This window comes from Lactobacillus sp. B4015 (genome assembly GCF_026536055.1).
Lineage (GTDB): Bacteria > Bacillota > Bacilli > Lactobacillales > Lactobacillaceae > Lactobacillus > Lactobacillus panisapium.
Genome location: NZ_JAFNOY010000014.1, coordinates 1 through 25,391, shown reverse-complemented (window position 1 = coordinate 25,391; position 25,391 = coordinate 1). Strand labels below are relative to the sequence as shown.

Genomic DNA, 25,391 nt, shown 5'->3' with positions numbered 1-25,391 from the left:
AGCCGTTCTTTTTTCTTTTGAAAGGAAATAAAAAATGTCAGTAAAAGTGAATGGTAAAAAATTACATTTAACAACGTTTGAAGTTCCCACTACCGGGGCAAACATTAGAAAATGTCTAGTCGCTCAACGTGATTTTGCTAAAGTTAATCAAACGATTAGCAACGTGGATTTAGAGAATGATGAATCGATCATTAATTCGTTGGACGCTCAAATTCAATTAATTGATACTTATACAGATTTTTTGAAACCAATTCTCAAACTATCGTCTGATCAAGTAAAGAAGGTAGAAGAGTCAGATTTTAGCGATGTCGTTGATTTTGCGAATGAAGTGATTGAAAAAGTTTTAGGATTTGACTCTGACAAAAGCACAGAGTCTAAGCGATGATGATCCGGTTCATTCTTATGAGCAAATGATTGAAGATTTTGACTATTCAGAGCAACAGATGGTTGTGTTTGCTCATATGTCACTCAAGGAATTCGAAGAAACTGATTATTACCGACTAATTGAAGTAATGAATGCAAAACCACGAAACAAGCGACCTAAGACTCTGTGGGAATTCGCAGAAGAGATTGATAAGAAAGGAGGTAATTAGATGGCAGGTAATATTCCGGTTGGCGGTATGGAGACCGATATTACTCTTAATGGTACACAGCCAGTTAGGACTCTTAAGGAGTTACGCCAAGCGGTTACTAATGCTACATCTGCTTGGAAAGCACAGAGAGCTGAACTTAGTTCTGTTGGTAAATCAACTGAAGCTGCTAAGGCTAAGTTTGATGGCTTAAAAGCTACTATTGATAAACAGAAAGAGTACATTTCTGGCTTAACTAGGGAACAAAAAAATTTAGTTGATGCTCAAAAAAATGTTGATCGTTCAACCGAAGCAGGGAAACAGCAGTACGCTAAATACGGTGAACAAATAGCCAAAAGCGAAGGTCAAATCAAGCGTGCTGAAACAAGATTAACTTCGCTAACTGGTCAGCAAACTAAAGCCAAAGATTCACTTAGATATTACGAGACAGGGCTGGCTTCTTTGCAAAAAGAGTACAAGAGCATTACTGAAGTATCTAAATCATATATTTCTAGGCTAAAAGCTGAACATAATGAGTTTCAGGCTAGTCAAGTTAAGATGGCTGAATATCGTAAATCTTATGACAACTTATCAAAGCAACTTGTTCGGCAAGAAGCCGAATTAAAACGAGTTGGAGTAGAATCAGGTAAAACTAGTGACGCTTATCGAAAACAGGAAGTTCGTGTAAACAAAACCGGACTGTCGCTCGCTGAATTAAAAAACAAGCAAAAAGATGTAAGAGCCGAATTCAATAAATTTCATCCAACTGGTATTGCGGTGGCTGACAAAGCAATTACTAAGCTTAAGATTAATTCAAACAAATTAGGTGAATCATTAAAATCTTCGTTTGAAAAAGCTAAAGTCGCTAGTGCCGCTCTGGCTACTGGTATCGCAGGAGTTGGTGCATTCGCACTCAAAGGTGCAAAAGAAGCTGGCTCTTTACAGAAAACATTAACTGAAAATACCAACTTATTAGTAACATCGGGTGAAAAAACTAAGGACGTTACTAAAGAAGTTGCAGAAATGCAGAAAGATGGTCGCAGATATTCAATCCAATATGCCGAATCGCAACAAAACATTGCGGAAGGCTATCAAGAATTAATCAAGCGTGGTTATGACGGCCGTCAGTCACTAGGGGCAATGAAGTCTATTCTGCAAGCGTCAAAAGCATCAGGAGACAGTTTCGCTGATACGATGCAAGTTACTACTTCTGTACTTGAAGCATTCGGTATGAGAACCAGTTCCACTGCTGGTATGTTACGCAACACACGGATTGTTGCTAATAAATTGGCAATGGCAGCAGACGCAACAGCGACTGACTTCAAATCCCTGGGTATTGGTATGAACTATGTCGGTACTTCTGCTAAGACAGCTGGTAGGTCACTAACTGATACAGCCAGTGCAATGGGTGTTCTTTCTAACGCTGGATTAGAGGCACAACAAGCTGGTACTGGTTTGCGAAAAATTTTGATAAGTTTGCAGACGCCTTCTAAATCAGGTGCGAATGCGCTAGAGAAGTATGGCATGTCGGTTGCTGACTTTAAAGATAAAGCCGGAAAACTGAAGCCAATTTCTGAAATTTTTAAAGAAATATCAGATCACGTTCCTAAAGCTGATCGGTCTAATTTCTTTCATAATGTTTTTGGAACTACTGGACAAAACGCAGCCGCCATTTTGGCAAGCAATACAAAAGAACTAGAACGTGTTAATAAACAGGTTGCAGGTGCTTATAAAAACGATTACGTTGGCAAATTAGCCAATAAAAATATGAAAGCTACCAAAAACCAGGAGAAACAATTCCACGAAGCAATTGAAGCTGTCAGAATTGACATAGGTACTGCAATGATGCCGGCTTTGTCGAAGGCATCAACCGCGATGGTTAAGGTCTTTAACAAAAAGTCAACTATGGACGACCTCAATAAGATTGCTAAGGGTATTGGAAATGTTGCTAATAAAGCGGCTGACTTAATTGAATGGCTCGGCAAAGGCAATCATATTGAAGTAGTTACTAACATTGGCAAAAAAATGCTCGAAGCATTTGCAGGCTATAAACTTTTGAAAGGAATTGTTTCAGTTAAACGTACCCTTTCAGATTTATTTGCAGGAACCTTAATCGGCAAAAAAAATCAAGAGGAATATAATGCAACTTTAATTGAAACTAATGCCCTTTTGAAAAACAATATTGCTGCTCAAGAAATTTTGAATAAGGCTGAAAACGGCGGCTCAACAACTGCTAGTTTGGGAAAATCAACGATTGAAAATGTTGGTAAAAAAGATGCCGAAAAATATGTTGCTGGTGTTTCGAAAAACATTTTAAATTCAAAAGGCAAGGTTAAATTTAGTGCACTTTTCAAATATGGTACTCAGGTTGCCAAAGATGCAGGTACAGGTGCCGGATTAAGCTGGATTAGAAAATTAGCTGGTAAAATTGGCGATGCCAAAATTATAGGAAAATCTAAGTGGATGAGACTGTTCCGCCCAGCTACCACTGCTGCTGAAGAAGTTGGTACAGCGAGCGGTAAAGGACTTATCGGTAAATTGCTTCCAATAACAGTAAAAGGTTTTGGCAAACTTGCCATTTTTGCAACGGCAGCTTTTGATGCCATTGATATTTTTCGCGGATTAACTTCTAAAAAAGCTAAATCTGTACAACATGCAAAAGGCCAATCTGTTGGTGCTGCAATCGGCGGTGGTCTTGGCGCTGCAATAAGTTCTATTGTGCCTGGTATTGGTACAGCAGCTGGTGCAACGCTGGGAGCAAGTCTTGGTAAAGCATTCGTTGATTTTGCGCCAAAAATCTGGTCTAGTCTAAGACACGGATCAGATAGTTTCGTGAGATGGTGGAATCATAGTTTAATTCCATCTCTGAAATCTGGTTGGGACAAATTCACAGCTGGTCTTAATAAATCCGTACAAGGATTAATTAGCGGTTTTACTAATGGACATAAGGCAGCTAATTCAAGCAGCTGGTGGGCCCAATTAGGTGCAGCATGGAATAATGTCGGCACTAGCAAAAAGGACCAGGAAAAAGCCAAAAAAGGCTTGCAAAAAGGATGGAATAATTTCTGGGGAGGTATGGGCAATTGGCTTAATGGCGATTATAATGTCTCCAAGAAAAAGTCGAAGAAATCTTCAAAATTAAGTGCTACTGATGAAAAGGTCATGGCATCGGCAATGGATGTTTCTAAACGTTCAATCAGTAATGTTAAGTCGATGTCTAAGGCATTAAAAAGCTATGCAGCCAATTTAGGTAAAGTCAAAAGTACCATCAAGAAAAATGACCCGTCTAAAGAGCTAAATAGTGTAAGCAGTTCATTATCCAAGCATGAAAAAACATGGTCTAAATTAAGCAAGGACATTAAGCCGATTGGAGACGCCTTTAAGTACTTGGCCACTTTTGCCAAATCGATGGCGAAGGTTGATGCCTTTAAAGAGTTAACAAAAGACTTGCCTAAGCTTGAAAAATCGTTAAGTAAAAGCAAAAAAGGCATTATCAGTGGTCTTAAGGACTTAAATAAAGCATTTGGTGGCAAATCAAATGGTATTTATAGTAAAGTCAAAGACGTTGCTAAACAGTTTGATAACCTAGATACTACAATTTTTCACTTAAATAAGAAGCTAGACGATACGACCAAAGATTTTAAAGAAATTGGTAAAGTTTCTAAGCAGTTTAATAACAAGAAAAATAATCCCTTTGCTAATATGGCAACCGGATTGGACAAGTTTAAAAAGGTATTAAAATCAGATACTAAAACCATAACTAAATATGTTAAAAGTCTTAGCAAAGCTTTTAATGACACCACGGTTAAAGGCAAAAAGCAAAATGGGCTAATTAGTGATTTTAAAGCAATCAATAAACCACTTGATAGTGTTGACAAGAGCATTGTATCACTCTCAAAACATATTAAGCCGGTAACTAATGGTTTCCAAGCGATTGCTAAAGCGGCTAGTCAGTTTTCTAAAAAAGGCGTTACTGCTAAAAATAATGCTTTTACAAAAATGGCAGATGGTATTAATGCACTGTATAAAGAGCTTAAAAGTCATGCTGGTTCTATTTCAAAGAACATGCTTAAAGTTAGTCAGAGCATGGGTGTTTCGGTCGGATCAGATTCAAAATCAGCTAAAGATAAAAAGGGCAGTAAAAAATCTGAGACAATTAGTTATTCAACTGTTGCTAAATCTTTTAAGACTATTAATAGCGAATTTAGTAAACTTGATAAAAACAGCAAATCATTAGTTAAAAACTTTAACAAATTGAAAAATCCAATTAAAAAATTGGATTCAAGCATTAAAAAATTATCTAAGACGCTTAAAAAAGATAAGTTTGGTGAGCAAATTGCTAAGCAGATTAAAAAAGCTAATGATGCTTTTAAAAAGCAAGGCAAGAAAAACTTTGTTACCGAACTTGAAACTGCTTTTAAGAAATTAGAAAAATCACTGAAATCTTTCAAGAAAAAATATAAGAAAGATTGGTCAGATCTTTGGGATGATGCGCCCAAGGATTTAGCCAAATCAATGAAAAAATCAGGCGAGAATCAGGATGACGGATTCAAAAAGCTAATTAAAAATTTTGAATCCAGTGCTAAAAAATATAATACTCATTTTAATAGTTGGCTAAAATATTTAGAAAAAGATTTTAAAAAGGTCTTCGAAAGCTTAATACCAGGTTATGTAAAAACTGGTATGAGCAAAATGATTAATACCATTAACAATGCAACTTCTGGTGTTAATAAGGTTATTAGTTCATTCGGTGGTAACAGCAACGTTATTAGTAAAATTCATCTGGCAACTGGAACCGGTTATTTTGGAAATCAAAGACGTGAAATTACCAAACCTACTTTAGCTGTTTTAAACGATGGACATGATAGTCCAGAAACTGGTAACCGGGAAACTATTTACCGCCCAAGCACTGGACAATTAGGCATTGTTCAGGGCGTTAATGTACCGACATTGCTTAATCCAGGTGATGAAGTATTCAATGCTAGTGAAAGCAAGATGTTAGGATTAACTCATTTTGCTACTGGTACTGGTTACTTAAAACAGCTATATGAGCAAGCAAAATCATATAACAAAAATCCAACTAATACGTTAGACAAGATTTTCAATTTTACAGATAGCAGTCGAAAAGCATTGAAGTCGCTAATTGATGGTTCATTGAAAAAGATTGGTAACCAAGCAGTTGATTGGTGGGGCCAATTATGGAAGATGGTCAACGACAAGATTAATGATGGCAATGCATCCGGTTTATTAAAGGCTGTCGAAAAATACGGTGAAGGTCATAAGTATGTATGGGGTGCGTATGGTCCAACTACATTCGACTGTTCAGGGCTAGTTTTGTATGCTCTTAAAAAAGCTTATGGAATCAGCTATCCCCACTTTAGCGGTGCGCAATATGATAGGACTCAGCACATTAGTAAGGCACAAGCCAAAAGTGGTGACCTAGTATTCTGGGGTTCAGGTGGTTCTGACCATGTTGGTGTGTATGCGGGTGGTAATAAGTACTTCAGTGCACAATCGCCATCACAAGGAATTCATATGAACACTTTGGATTCAGTCGTTGGCAAAGGTAGTCCTAAATTCGGGCGTGTTAAAGGTCTAAAACAAGATGATGATAGCGATAAAGTAAAAGCTGATACTGGTTTGGCCAAGAAAATTAAAAATAAGGTTGGCAAAGGTTTTTGGAAAACGATTAGTAAGATTGCTGATGAATTCGGCACTTCTAGTACTGGAATTGCTGGCAAGCCAAGCGGAGATCATTCGCATTGGATGGAGCAGGCTGGGATTCCGAAAAAAGACTGGGACAATATCAATTACATTGTTACAGCCGAATCTGGCTGGAACCCTCGAGCAACTAATGGTAATCACTGGGGCATGGGTCAGATGTCAGCTGAGAACATGCATTATTACTCGGACCATGGTAATAAATGGAATCCAATCGCTCAATTAATGGGCATTATGGACTATATTAAGGACCGTTATGGATCTGTAGAAAAAGCAGTTGCTTTCCGTAAAGCACACAATTGGTATGCTAACGGTGGTATTGCTAACCAGCCTTCGATTTTTGGCGAAGCTGGTCCAGAAATGGCTGTACCATTGGTTCCAACAAAAGCTACTCGAGCTTGGGAGTTAATCGGTAAAGCGATTGGTATTCTATCTGCGCAAAGTGATTTTGGTAATCAGCCAGTAGTTGATTCTAAAGAAAAGAAGGAGGAAAAAGATTTCAGACAAGCAGTTTTATTGCTATTAGAAAGACTGGTAAATAAAGATAATTCAGCAAATATCACATTAACAACTCCAGAAGGTAGAACGTTGTGGTCAGTGGTTGAACCTTTCTACAAAGAAAACGAACGAGCTAATCAAATTAAGCAAAGGAGGGGATTAAGCGGTGGCTTCTAGTGATTTTTCCGGTTTAATTTATCAAAATAAATCGTCACTTGATTTAGGTATTAAAGTGCAATATCCGTTAGATCCAGTCTATCCCGTGCCTGATTTAGAAGTGACGCATATTACTGGACGTTCAGGTGACTTTTTACAAGATAATGACGCGTATCAAAATGTGACACGCGTTTTTAATTGCATTATTAACCGACCAATTGAAATTTCTCAGTTCGATTGGGAGCGTGAATTAATTGATTGGTTGGCTAGTCCGGTACTTGAAGGCAGACGACAATATGAATTTTTACAATTTGATATCGATCCCGAATATGCCTATAACGCAATCATGCAGACACCGCCAACAATTAATTGGGATCCTAACCAGCTTAATTATGGAACTGGTCAGTTGTCGTTCTATTGCGAGCCATTTCAGTACCGTGTTGACGGGATTAATTACATTAATTTGCCAGATAATGGCATTGTTTATAATTCAGAATCGCGCGTTGCTGTTCCTAATTGGCATTTTGTTGCTAAGGGTTCGTTTGTTTTAAATGTTAATGAACTGAATTATCAATTTGACAACATTAACGGTGAAATCTGGCTTAACGGCGACACCGGGGACACTTACGACAAGGACAACAACTTATTCAACAATCAGACACATTTTCCAAATTTATTACCACCAGAATTACCGAGTGGTGAAAATAAGATTTCAATTACGGCAGATGCGGGTGTGGTTACCAGAGCGGAATATATGCCGAAATGGAGGCGATTGATCTAATGGCACTAATTACAATTGGTAAGATTCCAGAAACTGATTACAGTGTTTATGATTATCTTTTAGATTATCCTCACTGGTATCAGAGTGTTAACAGTGATTTTTCTACACCAGGATTAACATTAAGCGATACGGTTAGTTGCCTAGTAACCTGGAATGATAACCAATATCCCACTTTACAATTAACTTATCCAAGAGATGGTATTCATGCAAAAAAACTGAAAGAAAATACCTATATTATGGTTGATATTAATGCCAAGTTTGTTCATCAAATTTTTAAAATTGTGCATGTTCAACGTGAAGATAAGCAGTTAGTGATAGATGCTAACCACATCTCTTCTACACTTAATGATGCAACTGTTTCTGATAGCATTCAGATTGTATCGGGGACTGCGCAAGACTTGATGAACCAGGTACTTAACACAATGCAGCCAGCTAAGGACTTTACTTTTGATAGTGATGTATCAACTGTCAGCAATATCAACGTTGAGAAAGGCCAACAGGCAGGTTCAATTTTAATTGATCCTGATGCTGAAGGTGATGCAGCTGTCCAATCTGTTTTAGGGCTATTCGGCGGAGAATTAGAGTTTGACAATTTCGATATTCATCATTCTAAAAATGCCGGTACTGATACTGGCATTATTGTTGATTACGGTAAGAACATTCAATCTATTAGCCAGGACAGAAACATCGAAAACATGTGGACCGGTGCCGTATTTGTAGTAACATACACTCCAGGTCAAGCGATTGCCACCGAAGATAATACTGATTGGAATAATTGGGAATCTGATTATTCAAGCGTGGCTAGCGTCTATATGGCAGGTGGCTCAGTTAACATTTATGATTCGCCAGTTGAAGGGCAACGGTTAATTGGCTCGCTAAATAATAACGATAAAGTTAACCTAGGTACAGTTGTCCACGATGGCGATTTTACGCCAGATGGAAAATATCAAATTAACACTGTTAATGGTGATGATTGGTACCCAATCAAAGGTGGTGGCTGGATTGATGCCAACTGGCTTAACTTTGATAAAAGTGGCGATTATCTGGTTAATAATGTAACTGGCGATGCTGTTATTAAGGGTGACGATATCAACGACGAATCTGGTGCTGGTACTAGAATTAGCATGTCTGGAACGGCGGTTGTTGCTTATAAAGAAGGTGGCAATATTCACGGCTACTACGCACCGGACATTGGACCTAGTCATTACCGTACTGGTACAACTTATAAAAACGGTACGGTTGTACGCTACGATATGGCCGAGCGTAACCAGAATGGCGATATTTGGTACAGAATAAGAGATCATGAATGGCTATATGGTCCGCACTTATCGCTGAGCCAAGAAGGAGCTTATAAGGAATACAATAATTCAGGTTATGGCACGATTAAGGAAGGCGCTGTTAAGTATCATTGGGATGCTAAAAAGCATGAAATGGTACCAACTGAAACTACTGTTGTAACTCATGGCAAAAGTAAAAAGCCTTATCGGTATGTTAAAGGCAAGAAGGTGCCTAATAAATCCTATTGGAAAGAAAAAGAGAAGAAAACTAAAGTTAAGGCCCATGCCGGCAAAGCTACAATTGATAAAACTATTGTGCAAAATGGCAAGACTTACCACCACACTAAATACGGTTGGGTGAGCTCAAGTTCAATTGATTACCATAAAAACGGAATGGTTAAACCGAAATCGTGGGATGAGATTTTAAAACAGAAGCTAAAAGATCATTCGAAAGTTGAAATTTATGATACGCCCGACAGCCGAAATGCATCTAACTGGTCAATTCCAACCGGTGCCAGTTCAGAAAACGGTGACTTCACTATCGGTGGTCATGAAGCTAAAGGAGGCGATGGTAAGACCTATATCGAAGTGATCTATAAAGGTCATGTGGGCTGGATCCCGGAAGATAATCTGGATAACTCAAGTTTACATTCACCAGATGATGACGAGACTAGTGGCAGTGATGATTACGATGCAAATGTTGATGAATCACAAAAAGAGGTCACAGTCAAAGTTGGCCCAATGTATGCAGATGGGTTCGGCATTGATATCAACGTTGATAAGGTTAACACTGTAGACTTAAGTGGGAATTTTCAGCATGACGATCAGGATCTATCAGGACAACAACCTGATGGTACTTTCGTTGCAACGCAAGCTGACATTGACCAGCTTACTCAACTTGGCCAAAACTATCTGATTGAACACAAATATGGCCATATCAACGTTTCGACTACATTGACTTATAAAGAGATGTCTGGAATTAATGCTGATATGACTCAATTAAGTCTATACGATAAACTTTATGTTCGTTTTAAGCAGTACGATATCCAGGAAACTGCTGAAATCACTGGTACTGTATTTGATTGCTTATCTCACCACTATCAACAGATTCAACTCGGACAACCACCTGAAACGTGGCAGCATTTGATGGAAGCCGCAATCGATAGTAAATCGAATGAGCGTTTCAAAAAAACTAGTCAATCGATTAAAAAAGCTTATGGATTAACCGATTCAGTCGCTAAGGCTTTAAAATTAGAAGGCAAACAACGGCTAGAAGCCGAAATGAGAATCGGTAAAGAAATTGGTATTGTAAGTGATAAAACTGGTCAACTTGAAGTACAACAAGATCAGTTTGATAAAGCGTTGCAAGATTATCATGAGCAAATGCAAGAAGCCAAATCAGTTATTGAGTCAGGTGGTTCAGCAGTTTTACAATTTATTGATGCTTCTGGAAATCAAACTTACAAAGATCCCGTAGAAATTGTAGCTAAAAATAATGAAGGATCACTAATATTTAATAATCATGGGTTAGGTTTTTTCAGTCCAAATGGCGAAACACGCACTGCAATACGGTATGACGGCTGGGTTGATGCCGAATATATTAACGCAGGAGTTATCCAATCACTTAATGCAAAAAATCTAGTGGTTAACGGTTCATTGGTAAGCCATATTGGCGATACTACGTTAACGGTTGGCGCAATTAATGATGCCTTGCCTTCAAGTGTTAGTGGCCTAATCACTGGAACACATGGTGTAGTAGTCGCTAACGGAAATGATGCTGTTGTTATTAATAGTAAAGGAATCTGGCTAGCTCGCGATGGTGGTGTTAATGGTAGGGTATCTAGTTATGAGGCTTATATAGCTGGCCTATCTTTTAACAACGGTCATATCTATGATAATAATGGCATGTTTTTGAAAAATGCCGACGGTATCGCTTCAATTCAAGATTGGGTCCGTAGGCATTGGAATGGTAAGTCAAGTCAATGGGATTTTATGTAGGTGAAAAAATGGATAAACAATTAAATCAGTTGGCCAGTAATATGGCCGTTCAAATTGGAAATTTAAATTTAGAATTATCAAAAGTACAAGCTGACAATGAGCAACTGCAAGAGCGTAATGCGCAATTGCAAGAAACAATTAACACATTAAGAAAGGAGGGTAAACATGAGTCTAGCGCTGATCACACTGCCAACTAATAAGTCAATCAGCACGGTTAGCGACCATGTCCGAAAAATTGGCCAAGGAGAAAAAGGGCAAAAATTAGATGTAATCGTAACTGATGCTAATGGCAGTGGTTACGATTTAACCGATAGGAAAATTACTTTTTCTGAAAACAAAGAGGGCGGCAAAATCGTTAGTGACAACGAAACCGCTCATTTTAATGTAACAGATGAAAAAGCCGGCAGATTTACATACACTTTGGCGGATGCAGTCTATGCCGCTAGTGGTATTGCTTGGTTTGATATTAGCTCAAAAGATGGCGACGTAATTGATACTACCAAGAGTTTTAATATTGACGTAATTCAGGACGAAACTATCCACGTCAATAACGATAACTATGTATCTTCATTAACAGCATTGGAAACGCACTACAAAGCAGTCATTCAGAAAACCGAAGATGATAGTGATGCACTATTCAAGAAGTGGCAAGCTGACATAGACCAACTGATTAAAAATGGTAATACAAATATCCAGACTGTAATTGACAGTGCTAATCAATTAATTAACAACTGGAAAAACGAATTAATCAATCAGCAAAAAGCTATTACTGATTTGCAAACTGATTGGAAAAATCAGACGGAGCAGATTAATGCTGATTACAATGCACAAAAGAAAGCCATCCAATCAGCTGCGGATAATCAACTGTCTGCCAATAAGACAGCCAGTGACAAAGCTATTGCTCAAATTGAGACCGACAAACAAGCTGCAATTAAGCAGGCTAATACCGATTTTCAAGCAAAGTTGGCAAGCATTCAATCTGATTACAACACTTGGAAAGCCAATGCAATTGATGACTTTCAAAGTCAGATTAATAAGCTTGCTAGCGAACTGAAAAACGATGAGGATGCTCAAGCTAAATTACAGCAAGCCATTGATTCCGCAAATAAGGCTATTGCCAATATCAACAATGTTGATTTTACTAAATTTGCACATTTAAGCGATTTAGAGAATTATTATGATAAAGCAACCATGGACCAAAAGCTTGCACAAGCAGGTAAGTTAAAGCAGATTAGTGTTAACGGTGGTGATCCAATTGACCCAGACGCAGACGGTGTGGCCAATTTGGACATTCCACAGCCTGATTTATCAAGCTTAGAAACTAAAACAGATGCTAAAACTGCACATGATACTCTAACCGCTGATATTGCTAAACGGGTTTTGTCTATCAATGACGTCATGGCTGATAAAGACGGCAAGGTGGTATTGCCCGACTTTAATCATCCAACAAAGATTTTTAAAGATGCTAAAGTTGATCCGAACACACTAACTTCTACTGGTATATATGAGTTGAAAAACTCTGACTTGCAGATTAGCTTAGACAGCTTACCGGGCTTCACACAGACTAATGCAACATATGGTTACATTTTGATTGTTAATAACGCTGCCCTTGATAACACCTTTCAGGTAATTATTTGCCGACAAATGCAGGATTTTATCTTAGATTATCGTTATATAAATAAAACTTACAGCGACTATCCTAAATTCAATCGCGTCATTAATACACAGGATTTAAGCAACGTGCAAAATCAGATGATTGAAATGAAACAGTCGATGATGAGGTCATGGACAGGCACATTAACGCAATATCAGGTATTAACCAGTTATGACCCAATGACAATTTACTTTATTATTTCAGATTACGAGGTGGTGGTTAAATGACGCTATCAAATATATTTTTTGGTAAAAAAGTAGTTCAACAAGCATATCTCAACAATGCGCTAATTTACCAGTCGAAAGGTTGGGAGACATTGCCAAGCACTTGCAGTGAAGTGTGGACGAAAGAATTGGGTATTGTAAATACAGACACGGTTAACCAATGTTTGACTGATTCAAATAATAATATTTATATATTAACACATTACCAAATTTTTAAATTGAATTCCGAGGGAACTTTAATTTGGTCCAAAACAATTGCCGATATTCAGCGAATTGCAATTGATACTAACAATGATGTCTATATAGCTTTAGCAGATATTAATTATTCATATATAGCTAAACTAGATAATAATGGAAATATTGAAAATAAATTTAAACTAGATGGATATTTATGCAATGTAATAACTAATTTTACTATAGATGATAATTATTTTTATATGTCAAGTAATTATAATAATGATTCTAATCGTTATTTTTTTAAGATTGATAAACAAGGAAAATTAATTAAACAAGCTTCTTTAAATCTAGACAGATCAACTTTAGTTGCAAACGATTCATTTTTATACGCAGGATTAGAAAATAAATTAATAAAAATAGATAAAAGTAATATATCCAACTATACCCCCTTATGCACAACGCCATCTAGTTATACCGTTGGTAACGTTGTTTTAGATGGAATAGGTAATGCTATTTTTACTGATATATATGGAGCAGTTTATAAATATAATTTTGAAAATAAAGTATCAGCTGAATACAGTCGAAAGATAGTGGATTCAAATCCCACTATTGCTCTAGACTATCAAAAAAATCTCTACTTTATTTCAGATGAATCAAATGTTACAGGTTATATATTAGGTCTAATGAAATATAGTTGTGATGGTACTTTGATTTTTGACATACAAATTTTAACTAATCATGATAATTCAATGTTCCACGGTAAATTAGTCGTTGATAATAATGGTAATATTTATTATTTATATAATAAATATAATAGTGACTTAAATTATAGTTTAATGATCAAAAAATTGATTAACATAGAAAAGAAAGGAAATTAAACAATGGCTGAATGGCAAGACGATTTAAAAGAACAAGAAAAATTAGTGGATGAAACAGGCTACTTCAAGCAGATCGTTTACGTTTCAAATGATCAATTTGATTGTTTACCAATTCCAATTCCAGCAAAACTAAATGCTGATTTTGCTTATCCTTTTATTGCTAAGGAACCAACCGGTATGAACAATCCAAAATTTGATTGGACAAAACACGTGTGGGTTGACCAGGATGCTGCAAATACCAGCGTCCGTTTAACGAATGCTGAAAAAGAAATTCAAACCGCTCAAGAGCAAGCCAAAACTATTTCAACTGAAAATCAGACTTTAAAGGACAGCATAAGTAATATTGAAAAGGGTCAAAAAGATCAAACTCAGACTTTAGCTCAAGTAGTACAGATGGTGGCACCTTTATTAACATCTAAAACGAATGATGGAGGTAATACTAATGCTTAACATTTTTAAGAATTTGGCAACTATGTTTTACAATTCTGGCTATTATGACAAAGCTATTATTGCTTCGTTTGTTAAAATTGGCACGCTAAATGCTGACGATTATCAAGAGATTACAGGTGATAATTATGTTGCGCCGACTGCTTAGTAATATTAATGATAATTTTGAACAATCTTTAGCTGGTATATCAATTGCTTTAATTGGCGCATCCTTATGGTTAGACAGAAACTATTTCTTCTGGCCGCCTGAATTGACAAGCACGATGAATGACCAAAGGTTAGACATTACCATTTTAATTTTGGGGATTGGGCTATTAATATCAGCCTTAATTGATAATAAAAGTAAATTTTGGCAGCACTTGCTTTTAATACTTTGCGGTGCTGTTATTTTTATGCTTGCGCTAACTCAATTGTGGCACGGTTTTTTGGCAGGTCAAATGCGGATGGCTCACACCGTCATTGGCGATTTAATAATATTTATCTTAATAGTGAGAGCAGCATACAAGAGTTAGGAGGGTGGTCACTTGCATGATTTAATCAATTTGCTACAAGTGATCGGCGGCTTTGTTGGTGCATTTGCAACAGCACTTGCCGTTACCCACAAATCCAATAAAGCAGATTACGAAGCAATTATAAAAGAGTTAACAGCAGAGAGGGATGAGTTTAAAAAAGATTACTACAAACAGAAAGAAAAAACTGAAAAACTTGAAGAAGAATTGAGAAGGCGCCAATAGGCGTTATTTTTTTGGAGGAAAATATGAGCGTTAAAGAAATTTTCGATATTGTTTATGCATTGTTAGTTGCAGTAGCAATCATTGCTTACTGTGCAGTTAAGATTTATGGCACAAAACATGAGATTAAGAATAAGTGGATTGCACAGATCCCTGATTTAGCAGCTGGCTTTGTCCATGAGGCTGAAACAACCGGCGATAGTGGCGAGAAAAAAATGGATCTGGTAATTAACAGTGTTTGTGCAATTCTGCGACAACACGGAATTAAGATTACACCAGAAATTGAATCGTTAATTAGGGCTTTTGCTGAAAGAGAAGTTGCAAAAATGAAGGAGGTTAAATAATGAAGAGAAAATATACTTATGCTTTAAGCGACCGTGAAGGCAGTTCTCAAATTGCTCAACGTAAGTTTATCGTAGCTCACTCAACGGCAACGCCTAACGGAGAAGCGTGGGCAGTAGCCCGTAACATGAAACGTGGTATAAACACTAGCTATACCTATGTTCATCTAGTAATTGATGATAAAAATATATATCAGGTTGGTGCGTTAGGCTATGTTGCTTGGGGAGCGGGAATGCCAGCTAATAACATGGCGCCTGTCCAGATTGAATTGTGTGAATTCACGAACCACAGACGGGCGATGAAAGCCTATAAGCACTACGTTAACTGGCTTCGTTGGTCAGCCAAGAAATACGGTATTCCGTTAACGCTTGATGATAATAAATCAACTGGTATTAAGACGCACTCATGGTTAGTTCAACATGGTTACAGCAATACTAACCACACTGACCCTTGGGGTTACTTAAATAGTTTAGGTATTTCAAAAGCGAAGTTTGCGAAGGATTTGAAGAAAGGATTCAGTGGAATAAACATTAAATTAACGAAATAAAAAAAGCCACTCTGGACTTATTGTCTGGGGTGGTTTATTTTTGTGCAATAAAAAAGTAATATATAGGATAAAAGAGTTTTTAATTTGGCATTAAAGGTAAATAATTATGATACATTATGTAATAAATTTAATTTTAATATTGGTTTTTTTGGTAGCTTATTTGAAAATGATAACATCTTCCAAAAGAAAAAATGAAAAAACAAAAGAAACTACCAATGACCAAATAGAGCTAATTTGCTGGGATATAATTTCATTATTAGCATTTTGCTTGTTCGTATTTATAAACGCAAAAGATGCTGACTCGAAGTGTTTTTATATTTTTGTTTATATCTTGTCTTTGTTCGTAGGGTTATCTGCTATAAGTGAAGTAAGAAAAAAGAATGAAGATATGGTAGACTATCTACTTTATACCCTCGTATATATAGAGATGATTACATTCATAAGTTTTTTAATTCAACAACTTGAAGGAATTAAATATACTAAAAAAGGTCAGGTAAATACAGAATTTCTTCTTTTTCTTTCAATTGGTGTTATGCTATCGATGATTGCGATATGGTGTATTTACTTCCAGATGTCAAAACTCATACATGAAAATATTAAAAATAATGATTTAATTGATTTGAAAACACTCTTTTTGAAATCTACTTTTCAATCAATAACAGCTTTCATAGCACTTTATGGACTAGCAAGTTCTGGACTACCAAATTTTTATTTAACATTTGCTTTATTCATAAATGCTATTGCAGCGTTTAGTTATCCAATTTTAGATATAAATAAATATATACATCAAAAAGAAACAGAGTTCTCTGAAAAAAATTTTGCACCAATCAGACCAATTGATGAATCCAAAGAGTAGATATTAACAAAGCCGCTCTAGGAAAACCTAGGGTGGCTATTTTTGTGTGCTATAATGTATGCAAACTAGTGTTTGTAGAGGGATAAAAATGCGCAAAAAATATAATCAGAAAGAATTCGATCAGATTCTCGACAATTTTTTTAAAACTTATCAAGACCGGGGTATGAAAAAGTGGCAGGGGCTTATGCTAAGCGATCATACTGCTGCTATTAATCGAGATAACCAACAGAGAGCAGTTGTTTATTCTAAAAAGTCAACTATGTCAGAGGAGCAGACTAGTGAGCTTCTGATGACAGCCTACGCTAACCACCGTCAAGTGGCAGTGCAGTTGAAAGAACTAGACGTAGAAGGCCACATCCAGCCTGATATAGTTGGGTTTGTCGAAGGCTATCACATCGATGAGATCATGATATCTGGCGAATGGGTGGATCTGAGCAACATAAATAATGTCGATATGATAGAATAGATTTTGGAAAGATGATTCTTTCCGAACTTCCTTTTTTATGGTATAAAAATCGCCTTTGGAAAATCCTAGGCGATTTATTTTTTTGCAATAAAAAAGCTCCCAACGTGGGAGCGGTATAAAGTAAAAGAGTTGCGAAATGAACTCTAGACAATAATAGCTTTTTTTATCTTTTTAAGCAAATATTATTGACAATACACGTACGTAAGTGTATTATATATATGTAAGGAGGTGAGAGATATGAAAAAGAAAAAACGAAAACATAAAAAAAGTTCTAAAGCGTCAACTTTAGAACAAGCAGGAGCAATTGCTTCGATTATAGCCGCAATCATAACATTGCTCGAATATCTAGGGATTAAGCCCTGGAGGTTATGAGGAACCGAAAGGTTCCTTTTAGCCATACAATAAACTAAAATGGAGGAAAAATCAATGAGTAAGCGTATGGCATGGACAATTATTTTTATTTGTTCAATTATAATAATAATATTAAAACTCTTAACAAGGTAGGTAATAAAATGGTTAGCGAAGCTAAAAAGAGAGCTAATAAAAAATGGAATGACAAAAACAGGGCAAGAATGACCTATATAAGGCGTCGCTCTGATTCTAAAAATTTTATTTTGAAGTTTGCGACTGAGGAAGATTTAGAAAAAACCCTAGAATATGTCAATCAGAGAAAAAAATATTTAAAAAATTGTTGACAATACACATACGTACGTGTATTATATAAGTATAAAGTAAAAAGAGTTAAGAAAGGACTTTTAAAAATGAGAATTACAGAAATCGCAAAAAATGGACAAGCTACTATGATTTACAAAACAGCAGATGAATTAACAACTGAAGAACGTGAGATGTTAATCTTACCTAGCAATATGGAGATGGAAGATTACGCTGATTTTCAAGTAAGATACAACCGTAAAGGTCAATTACTAGGTGTTAAGGGCAATGCCTTCTCAGAAGCTAAAAATGAGTCAATCAAGGAAGAAAGTGCTAAACCAGATGCTTTAGATGCTTGTCAATTACTGTTTGGCAATTGCCACAGTAAAGCCTACCGTATTGCTAAGAATAAGGCAGGAGCAACTTCAGCAGAAATTACTGCTGCTAGAAAGATTGTGGCAAGCAAATGAACTATTCGTTTGATGCAAGTAAGCTAATTGATGAACTATCTGCTGATATTGCAGAAGATGGCAATGTAGACGTTTGGGGCTACTGGATTGTTATGGATAATAACCAGGAGATTTACTTCGATTATTATCCGCTCGATGATCCAGAGCTTGAAAACGATCCTGATTACAAATCTGTTTCTGATTTTGATAAAAAAGTATTTGAAACTTACCCCAATTTTTTAAGAAAGAAAATTAAGGCCAGGGATTTATTAGAAATCTTTAAGGCTGAAAATGAAGCAATATAAAAAAAAGCTCTAGCATAATTTGCTAGGGCTATTTTAATGTTCGCCAAAATGTTCGCCGACTTTGTAATTAATTATTATTAACAGTTAATAATAATTCTGAAAACTTTGTTATTTCAATGATTATAAAAATGTAAAACTGACAAATCACATATAAATACCCTGTACTCTCCTTAAAATAAGAAACAAACTTGTAATCAAAGTCTTTACAAGCTTGTTTTAATTTTATACGGCAAATGCACGGTATAAAAATTCTATTTTTGCTTAACATCAGTGAATTTGATTACTTTTCCTCTAATTTAGAAATACTAATCGCAAATTCTATTTAATATTTGCATAATTTTGTTTTATGTCTGCTAACAAGATAAACACCTAACTAAAAAACTAGTTGGCTGTTTCTTTTATATAAGTTAACTGTATCAGCTAGCATTCTATATGGAATGCCATACTGCTCAATAAATTGAATTGGCTCATCAAAACAGTCATATTGTTTTGATGCATAATTAAAAATCAAATTTAGTGAGAATAGGTCTGCACGACGTTCATTCGGCGTTAAAGGTGTTCCACAATAATTGGATAAACCCGGTTCCCCAGCTAAAATATGACCAATTTCGTGACCAATTATGAAAGGTAACTCTTTTTTATTTTTCCAATTTATATTGATAATAATCAATTGTTTGCTTTTGTCGGACAAAGAACTGTATTCTGGTTTGGTAAATATTTGTAAAACGCCAATTTTGTGTTTAAAGGCATAATTATATAGCCAAGCAATTAAATTACTCACGACGTTTACCTCTTTCAATGTCTGAATCCATAAGATTTTTAATAATATCAAGATAATCATTAGGAATAGGTCGGCCACGGTAGGATAATAATTCATCATTTTCAATATCAATCGCATGGCGTTCCTTGATATTAATGGGGGAAGGATCATCAGTATTACCAAGTAGATAATCGGTTGAAGTATGTAATACATTAGCAACTTTTTGTAAGTTATTACTTGTTGGGGTTTGCTTTTTCCAACGATAAATTGAATTAGTTCCTATACCAGCTAAATCATTTACCTTTGCAAGAGTTAAATGATGTTTTTTGGCTAATTTCTTTATTCTTTCAAACGTGCACATATCAAGGATCTCCCTATCCTTGACAAAAAATATTAGCGAATTCACTATTATTATGTTGACTATTTAGCGAAAACGAGTAATAATATATTTGTCAATTAAATCACTTACGGTTTTAAGTAAATAAATGACCACTGCAATTGTATGGGGATACTGTTCAATAGCATTTATTTACTATGCCTTTATATTAGCGTTTGCGCTAATATAAGTCAATCTTATTACGCGATTTAATGATGAAATTTTTTACGTAGAATGGAGGAAGTGAAGAATATCGACAAAATTATAGAGCTAGTAACCTGTAATTATAAATTTAAGTAAAAGTTGAAAAGGGTAGATTATCGCACACTATTAAAAGTTGAGCGAAAATTCTAAATATTAACGGGGCAAAGCCAAAATAATTATCCTTTATTGAAGCAAGCCCCAATGATATATACATTAGGAATATTTTATTGGATATGAAGTGCAACCAAACAGTTCGACATTTTATAATAAGCAAATTTTGATACACGATTTCGATAGTCAATTGAAGTCGTGTATTTTAATTTGGCTTTTTTCTCGAATGTGCTAATGCGATCGATTGTTTGGTGGTCGACTATGTCATGTCTTTTTTTGCGAACTCGTTCTTAAACATCGTCTTTAAGTTTATACTTAATTAATATAAACTTTTATGACCGCTCCATAGAGTCTTTAGAATAATTAGAATTAGCGTATGGCTTAAACATGGACGCATACAATTCTTCAGGATTAGCCCTATAAGTTTGTTCCAAGTTGAAGATTTCGCTTTAACTTACTTAAATAATTTTATCATCGAAAAACGACCTCCAAAATTGTTCTAATTTCGGAGGCCGTAACACTTTTTAAACTTCTTTGGTTTAATTTTAAAAAATATGTTTAATGACGACTTCAATTCTTTGGTTTTAAATGTTCTGCGTAAGTCCGAATGTTGTTTTGTACAAATTCCTGTGGTTGAATTTGAAAAAGCGAATCTGGAAAGGAATGTTGCATAATGGCTTGACCCAAGTTAAGTAGAATTAGATTATCAATTTCCACTTTCAAGTCAATGTCCTGGGCAATTTCGCCATTATTTTGCATTTGCGCAAATTTTTCTTCTAAAATATTTCTGATTAAATCAAGTAAGCTTTTAATTACTTTTTTTAGTTCAGGTAATTTTTGTGATTCACGAATACCGGTCAAAAATAACGCTAAGTGCTGTTCAATAAAACCTTGGTAGATTACAGAAAAATTCATGATATCTTTTTCAATGTCACCAACAAGCTGGTAATTATCCCCGACTGTTTGAATATCTTGACGATATTCGGCTACAAGTTGCTGCAAAATACTATATTTATCTTTAAAGTGTCTAAATAAGGTACTTTCATTAACTTGTGCGGCTTGAGCAATTTTTTTTGTAGTTGTTCCTTGATATCCATTTTGAATTAATAAATGTGAAAAAGCTGCCAAAATCCTTTGTTCAACATCACCAGCCATGTTGATCACCTGCCTTAACTTAATTCATCAAATTTTAACGTTGGTTGCTTGTGTCTTATTGTAACAATTATCATATTAACTAACAAGATTCCTACCAGGAGTAGCCAAAAGCCGATTTGTTGCTCCGAAGAAAATGTCCCTCCATAGAGGAAATTAAAGTCAGACTGAATCCCGTAGTATACCGGAGATATGTAATGAACAAGATTAAAGAAAGAATTCATTCCAATCAGTGGAATAATTCCGGCTCCTGAAACGACTTGAATCATTGTCAAAATAATATTAATCGGAGTTCCGATTTGTCCTAATAATAGAAGTGCTATTGTGTTGAAGTTGTAGTAAAGGAAAATTGCCAATGTATGTCCAAACATGATGTTCAAATAATTTGCCATGGATCCTGGCAAAATTTTAAGATCAATCGCACTCACAATTAGGCTCGTTAAAAATGCTATCAGCAAATAAGTACATTCCAAATATGCAAATGACTTCCACCGGCCGATTTGAGACGCAAATTTAGTATATACACCATAAAGAAGTAGTGCTCCCATGAGCGTTCCTAAATTAAGTGTGATGTTGATAAAGAAAGGGGCTAGGGCATTGTTTAAACCCTTCGGAACAGAATTGCGGTGCTGAATAGTAAAAGAAGAAGTTTTACTCTGTTGTGCTAATGCCTTTTGCTTGCTTTGAGAAACAATTTGCTGCTTTTCCTTCAAAGCCTTCTTTACTACTTGTTTTTGTCTTAAAGCAGTTTGCGTTTTTAGCTTTTTAATTAAAGCTGGCTGCATTTGTTTGGGTGCTTGAGCAAATGAGCGTCGAGCAGTATTTATTTCAATTTCTGCGTTTGCCCTTTGCTTATTTAGCTCTAATTGCAATTTAGCTAGCTGTGGCTTGGCTATTTTAATTGTCTGACGTTGAACTTGTATTTTCTTGTCAATTTCTTGGCCCATTTTATTGGCTACCGCATTCAAAGAACTACTTACCGACATTTGGTTTGATTCATTAAGATAAAATTTCACTTTAACGTTTTTGCCTTGTAAAAGGTTGTGCTTGAAGTGTGCTGGAATTGCTATCAGCAGGTAACTCTTTCGCTGATCTAGATTCTGTTTTCCTTTTTTGAGATCAGAACTAATTTTTACATGTTTGAACGGAGCTTTAGCTTTAATATTTTCGGCCAGATCCTCGCTGTCAGGGTCTTGATTAATAATTTCGATGGGCAATTCTTTAATCTTGCTTGGCATGTTCTTATACCCTGAATCATATATCCAGAATACTAGTCCACCAAAAATAACGGTAATCAACAGTGCAATTACAGTTCCGCGACTGCTGATAAATTTTTTGAAATTCATATTTTTAACCTCACTTTTTATTTTGTGTTTGGTGTAGAATAGCATCTTTAATTTTTTAATGCAAGCAAGTACTTGCTTTTTGTTGAACAAAATATTTTATTGGGAAAGCAAAAAAAGGGTGAACTAGTTGGTTCAGCCCTTTTGCTTATAAATATTTTTTTCTTTAGCTTTTACATCAAAAAAATCTGAATATCCAAATAATTAAATTCAGTAAGCCATGACTAAAAATGACCATTTTAATGTCTTTCGTTATTAAATATATTAGAGAAAAACTTAGCCCACTTATAAATAATTGAAAAGTTGACCAAGAAAGCTCGTATCCATGTGCAAAAGCAAACAGCAGACTAGTGAGAAGAATTGCTAGCCAAAGATTAAGCTTTTTAAAAATCCCGCCTTGTAAGCTACCTTGAAATAGCAATGATTCAAATATAGGACCCGATATAACCAAGGTGAAAAAAACAATCGCGCCTAGTTAAGTATGAAGTAATCTAATTAAATCATTGTCGTTTGAACTTCCTAATTTTAAAACATTTCCAATTATCGATTCAATGAAAGTTGACAGTATTGTAAAACCGAAAGAAATCAGTAGATTTTTTATGCTTAATTTGACTGACCAGATCGGCGTGCCGTTAACTTTTTTATAAAGCGGATAAACAGATACAAAACCAACTAGACAGCCAATTATCAGAACCAATACATGGTGCCAAATATTGACATTGTTCCTTGTTTCATTGTCACATATTATATATGCAAGTGTTGGCGCTTCCATAAAAATAAAGGAGAACAGAAACCAGATAAGGAAACCAATGGCTTTTAATAAAGATAAAGTTATTTTTCCTAGTTGTTTCATAATGCCAGATGTTCCTTACTTATATTTAAAGATGCCTAAAAGTTCAGGCAACTCGATTAAATCTTCGAAAAGATTTTTAATTATCGCTAATATTTTGACTAAACTCATAGCCACAATGACTACTCACTTGAAATAGGTCAAATATTTCCTAGTTCTTGTTTGTAAAAACCATTTTTTTCCCAAGACATGGAACATATACCTAAATCGGACTAGCCGTCCAAAGAATGTGCTTTTAAAGTAATTACATTCACTTTTCTTAAAAGACCTAGCTATAAAAATAAAGAGTGTCTACAAACGCTCTTTATTTTCAGTAGTAATCTATCTGACTAATTTATACCAGCCCTTAGCTTTCGGACATTGCCAGAAATATTTACCATGAGCTTTAAAATAGCCGTTAGCCCAACCCTTATGAGTTACCAGCCATTCGTAACTAGCAACATCACGAATATGAACTTTTTGACCTTTTCGCAATGTTTTGGAAGCAACCGCATGGGTCTTATATAATGGATAAGTAATTTTCATTTTATAAATTTTGACTGGCTTAATTACTTTGACCTCGCGCGGCTTAAAGTAATATTCTTTCCAATATTTTGCCTGAACGTTTTGCCCAAAAACATTCAAGGATAACAAAACGCCAAAAATGACTAAAAATGACATTAGTAAAGATTTCCGTTTCATATAGACCTCCTAATTTAATTACCAATATTATCTTGTTATAAACAATAGTTTGCCGATATTTAATCTTAGTTGCAGTCAAACTAAAGCTATATTGATATATTTGCACTATTATCGAATTTAGACAAGAGCAGATTTATTACTCTTTTATCATTTAGCTAGTCCAAGATAAATTTTGATTTTATGTTCAATAAATTTAATATCTTCATTGAGTTGATCCTGTTCTTGATGCAATAAATCCAATTGTTCAAAAAGAAGGACCAACCTTTGGGGAATTGTTTCGTCACCCTGGTAACGCAATTTGGCGTATTCCTGCATTTTTTTAATACTCATGCCGGTTTTCTTCAGTCTAAGAATAAACTTGACCCAATTGATATCTTTATCTGTATATACACGACGGTTGTTTCTGTCGCGGCTTGAAAATATTAATCCCTGCTTTTCGTAATATCGCAGCGTATCAATCGACAGACCACATAATTTAGAAAATTGACCAATAGAATATTGCATAATATTTATCTCTTCTCATCTGTTTTTAAGATAATAATTACATTCAACTTTTTTTGTGTCAACTTAAAAAAAGTGGTTGACGTGGAGTATACTCCAGCATTTATTCTATAGCAGTAATTTGAATTAGCGAAAAGGAGAATAACATGGCAGAAAATAATCGTTACGAAACTGGTTTAAAGAATTTAGCTAAAGTTGATCAAGAAGCTGGTCAAGCAGTTATCGATTCATTAGCAGGTTTGCCAGAAGATGTTGGTAAATACATTATTGAATTCGCATTTGGCGATATTTATGATCGTGGTGTTTTAGACTTAAAGCAAAGAGAAATGATTACTATTACTAGTTTGCTTTCACAGGGCGATACTGCACCACAATTAAACGTTCACATCAATGGTGCTTTAAATGTTGGATTAACTAGAGAAGAAGTAATTGAGACTTTCATCCAAGCCATTCCTTATGTTGGCTTTCCTAAAGTTTTAAATGCTGTTAATGTAGCTAAACAAGTATTTAAAGACCGAGACGAACAGGGAAAGTAAAATTTTAATTATCAACTAAAAACTAGAACCAAAAAATATACAAGTAAAAAAATCACTTCATTATCTGAAGCTAACCCCTAAAACTGGACGTTAGTTTTATATCATTTTACTTAAGGCTTGATTCCGATATTGAATCGGAGTTAAGCCTTT

29 protein-coding genes are annotated in these 25,391 nt (G+C 35.4%); 21 read left to right on the top strand and 8 right to left on the bottom strand.

Features of this window, described 5'->3' with window-relative positions; all coding sequences use genetic code 11:
* Nucleotides 1-34: 34 nt before the first annotated feature.
* From J3U71_RS11390 to J3U71_RS11295, 20 genes are all read left to right on the top strand, one after another.
* Nucleotides 35-385: a phage tail tube assembly chaperone gene (locus J3U71_RS11390; protein ID WP_267394576.1), complete on the top strand. Its 351-nt coding sequence runs from the start codon at nt 35-37 to the stop codon at nt 383-385.
* Entirely contained in the window at nt 351-593 is a 243-nt protein-coding gene (locus J3U71_RS11385) for a hypothetical protein (protein ID WP_267394574.1), read from the top strand. The genes J3U71_RS11390 and J3U71_RS11385 overlap by 35 nt, the downstream gene beginning before the upstream one ends.
* Nucleotides 594-6,965, top strand: coding sequence for a phage tail tape measure protein (locus tag J3U71_RS11380; RefSeq protein ID WP_267394572.1), 6,372 nt, complete (start codon nt 594-596; stop codon nt 6,963-6,965).
* Complete coding sequence (locus tag J3U71_RS11375) at nt 6,955-7,725, top strand: phage tail protein (RefSeq protein ID WP_267394570.1); 771 nt, start codon at nt 6,955-6,957, stop codon at nt 7,723-7,725. Before J3U71_RS11380 ends, J3U71_RS11375 begins: the two co-directional genes overlap by 11 nt.
* The gene (locus J3U71_RS11370) at nt 7,725-11,000 is read left to right on the top strand and encodes a phage tail spike protein (RefSeq protein ID WP_267394568.1); all 3,276 of its coding nucleotides are present in this window, start codon (nt 7,725-7,727) and stop codon (nt 10,998-11,000) included. Before J3U71_RS11375 ends, J3U71_RS11370 begins: the two co-directional genes overlap by 1 nt.
* 8 nt (nt 11,001-11,008) lie before the next feature.
* A complete protein-coding gene (locus J3U71_RS11365) occupies nt 11,009-11,197 on the top strand; it encodes a hypothetical protein (RefSeq protein WP_267394566.1) in 189 nt (62 codons plus the stop codon).
* Nucleotides 11,166-12,881, top strand: a complete 1,716-nt coding sequence (locus J3U71_RS11360) for a hypothetical protein (RefSeq protein WP_267394564.1) — start codon at nt 11,166-11,168, stop codon at nt 12,879-12,881. The genes J3U71_RS11365 and J3U71_RS11360 overlap by 32 nt, the downstream gene beginning before the upstream one ends.
* On the top strand, nt 12,878-13,933 hold the full coding sequence (locus J3U71_RS11355; RefSeq protein ID WP_267394563.1) for a hypothetical protein: 1,056 nt from the start codon (nt 12,878-12,880) through the stop codon (nt 13,931-13,933). The genes J3U71_RS11360 and J3U71_RS11355 overlap by 4 nt, the downstream gene beginning before the upstream one ends.
* A 3-nt stretch (nt 13,934-13,936) precedes the next feature.
* Nucleotides 13,937-14,383: a hypothetical protein gene (locus J3U71_RS11350; protein ID WP_267394561.1), complete on the top strand. Its 447-nt coding sequence runs from the start codon at nt 13,937-13,939 to the stop codon at nt 14,381-14,383.
* The gene (locus tag J3U71_RS11345; protein WP_267394559.1) at nt 14,376-14,528 is read left to right on the top strand and encodes an XkdX family protein; all 153 of its coding nucleotides are present in this window, start codon (nt 14,376-14,378) and stop codon (nt 14,526-14,528) included. The genes J3U71_RS11350 and J3U71_RS11345 overlap by 8 nt, the downstream gene beginning before the upstream one ends.
* Nucleotides 14,500-14,892 carry a hypothetical protein gene (locus J3U71_RS11340; RefSeq protein ID WP_267394557.1) on the top strand — a complete coding sequence of 131 codons (393 nt, stop codon included), beginning with the start codon at nt 14,500-14,502 and terminating at the stop codon, nt 14,890-14,892. The genes J3U71_RS11345 and J3U71_RS11340 overlap by 29 nt, the downstream gene beginning before the upstream one ends.
* A 12-nt stretch (nt 14,893-14,904) precedes the next feature.
* Nucleotides 14,905-15,114: a hypothetical protein gene (locus J3U71_RS11335; RefSeq protein WP_267394555.1), complete on the top strand. Its 210-nt coding sequence runs from the start codon at nt 14,905-14,907 to the stop codon at nt 15,112-15,114.
* A gap of 23 nt (nt 15,115-15,137) precedes the next feature.
* Nucleotides 15,138-15,455: a phage holin, LLH family gene (locus tag J3U71_RS11330; RefSeq protein ID WP_267394553.1), complete on the top strand. Its 318-nt coding sequence runs from the start codon at nt 15,138-15,140 to the stop codon at nt 15,453-15,455.
* Nucleotides 15,455-16,000 (top strand): peptidoglycan recognition family protein, encoded by a 546-nt coding sequence (locus tag J3U71_RS11325; protein WP_267394551.1) that lies wholly within the window; start codon nt 15,455-15,457, stop codon nt 15,998-16,000. The genes J3U71_RS11330 and J3U71_RS11325 overlap by 1 nt, the downstream gene beginning before the upstream one ends.
* A gap of 106 nt (nt 16,001-16,106) precedes the next feature.
* A complete protein-coding gene (locus J3U71_RS11320; protein ID WP_267394549.1) occupies nt 16,107-16,856 on the top strand; it encodes a hypothetical protein in 750 nt (249 codons plus the stop codon).
* An 88-nt stretch (nt 16,857-16,944) separates the two neighbouring features.
* Nucleotides 16,945-17,322 (top strand): hypothetical protein, encoded by a 378-nt coding sequence (locus J3U71_RS11315; protein ID WP_267394547.1) that lies wholly within the window; start codon nt 16,945-16,947, stop codon nt 17,320-17,322.
* 237 nt (nt 17,323-17,559) lie between these two features.
* Nucleotides 17,560-17,694 carry a hypothetical protein gene (locus J3U71_RS11310; protein WP_267394545.1) on the top strand — a complete coding sequence of 45 codons (135 nt, stop codon included), beginning with the start codon at nt 17,560-17,562 and terminating at the stop codon, nt 17,692-17,694.
* A gap of 140 nt (nt 17,695-17,834) precedes the next feature.
* A complete protein-coding gene (locus tag J3U71_RS11305) occupies nt 17,835-18,017 on the top strand; it encodes a hypothetical protein (protein ID WP_267394543.1) in 183 nt (60 codons plus the stop codon).
* Between the two features lie 66 nt (nt 18,018-18,083).
* Nucleotides 18,084-18,443 carry a hypothetical protein gene (locus J3U71_RS11300; RefSeq protein ID WP_267394541.1) on the top strand — a complete coding sequence of 120 codons (360 nt, stop codon included), beginning with the start codon at nt 18,084-18,086 and terminating at the stop codon, nt 18,441-18,443.
* Nucleotides 18,440-18,727 carry a hypothetical protein gene (locus tag J3U71_RS11295; protein WP_267394539.1) on the top strand — a complete coding sequence of 96 codons (288 nt, stop codon included), beginning with the start codon at nt 18,440-18,442 and terminating at the stop codon, nt 18,725-18,727. The genes J3U71_RS11300 and J3U71_RS11295 overlap by 4 nt, the downstream gene beginning before the upstream one ends.
* Before the next feature lie 373 nt (nt 18,728-19,100).
* Here J3U71_RS11295 and J3U71_RS11290 read toward each other — a convergent pair whose 3' ends face one another.
* The 8 genes from J3U71_RS11290 to J3U71_RS11260 form a co-directional block, all read right to left on the bottom strand.
* Entirely contained in the window at nt 19,101-19,508 is a 408-nt protein-coding gene (locus J3U71_RS11290) for an ImmA/IrrE family metallo-endopeptidase (RefSeq protein ID WP_220268048.1), read from the bottom strand.
* The gene (locus J3U71_RS11285; RefSeq protein ID WP_220268047.1) at nt 19,501-19,848 is read right to left on the bottom strand and encodes a helix-turn-helix domain-containing protein; all 348 of its coding nucleotides are present in this window, start codon (nt 19,846-19,848) and stop codon (nt 19,501-19,503) included. Before J3U71_RS11285 ends, J3U71_RS11290 begins: the two co-directional genes overlap by 8 nt.
* Nucleotides 19,849-20,748: 900 nt before the next feature.
* Nucleotides 20,749-21,333, bottom strand: a complete 585-nt coding sequence (locus J3U71_RS11280) for a TetR/AcrR family transcriptional regulator (RefSeq protein ID WP_267385523.1) — start codon at nt 21,331-21,333, stop codon at nt 20,749-20,751.
* A 14-nt stretch (nt 21,334-21,347) separates the two neighbouring features.
* Nucleotides 21,348-22,676 carry a YhgE/Pip domain-containing protein gene (locus tag J3U71_RS11275; protein ID WP_267394536.1) on the bottom strand — a complete coding sequence of 443 codons (1,329 nt, stop codon included), beginning with the start codon at nt 22,674-22,676 and terminating at the stop codon, nt 21,348-21,350.
* A 175-nt stretch (nt 22,677-22,851) separates the two neighbouring features.
* On the bottom strand, nt 22,852-23,139 hold the full coding sequence (locus J3U71_RS11680; protein WP_416381444.1) for a CPBP family intramembrane glutamic endopeptidase: 288 nt from the start codon (nt 23,137-23,139) through the stop codon (nt 22,852-22,854).
* 9 nt (nt 23,140-23,148) lie between these two features.
* Nucleotides 23,149-23,526, bottom strand: a complete 378-nt coding sequence (locus tag J3U71_RS11270) for a hypothetical protein (protein ID WP_267394534.1) — start codon at nt 23,524-23,526, stop codon at nt 23,149-23,151.
* 318 nt (nt 23,527-23,844) lie between these two features.
* Nucleotides 23,845-24,204 carry a hypothetical protein gene (locus J3U71_RS11265; RefSeq protein ID WP_267394532.1) on the bottom strand — a complete coding sequence of 120 codons (360 nt, stop codon included), beginning with the start codon at nt 24,202-24,204 and terminating at the stop codon, nt 23,845-23,847.
* A 147-nt stretch (nt 24,205-24,351) separates the two neighbouring features.
* Entirely contained in the window at nt 24,352-24,708 is a 357-nt protein-coding gene (locus J3U71_RS11260; RefSeq protein ID WP_220219738.1) for a MerR family transcriptional regulator, read from the bottom strand.
* A 143-nt stretch (nt 24,709-24,851) separates the two neighbouring features.
* Here J3U71_RS11260 and J3U71_RS11255 point away from each other — a divergent pair, with 143 nt between their 5' ends.
* A complete protein-coding gene (locus J3U71_RS11255; RefSeq protein ID WP_103751717.1) occupies nt 24,852-25,241 on the top strand; it encodes a carboxymuconolactone decarboxylase family protein in 390 nt (129 codons plus the stop codon).
* Nucleotides 25,242-25,391 lie beyond the last annotated feature (150 nt).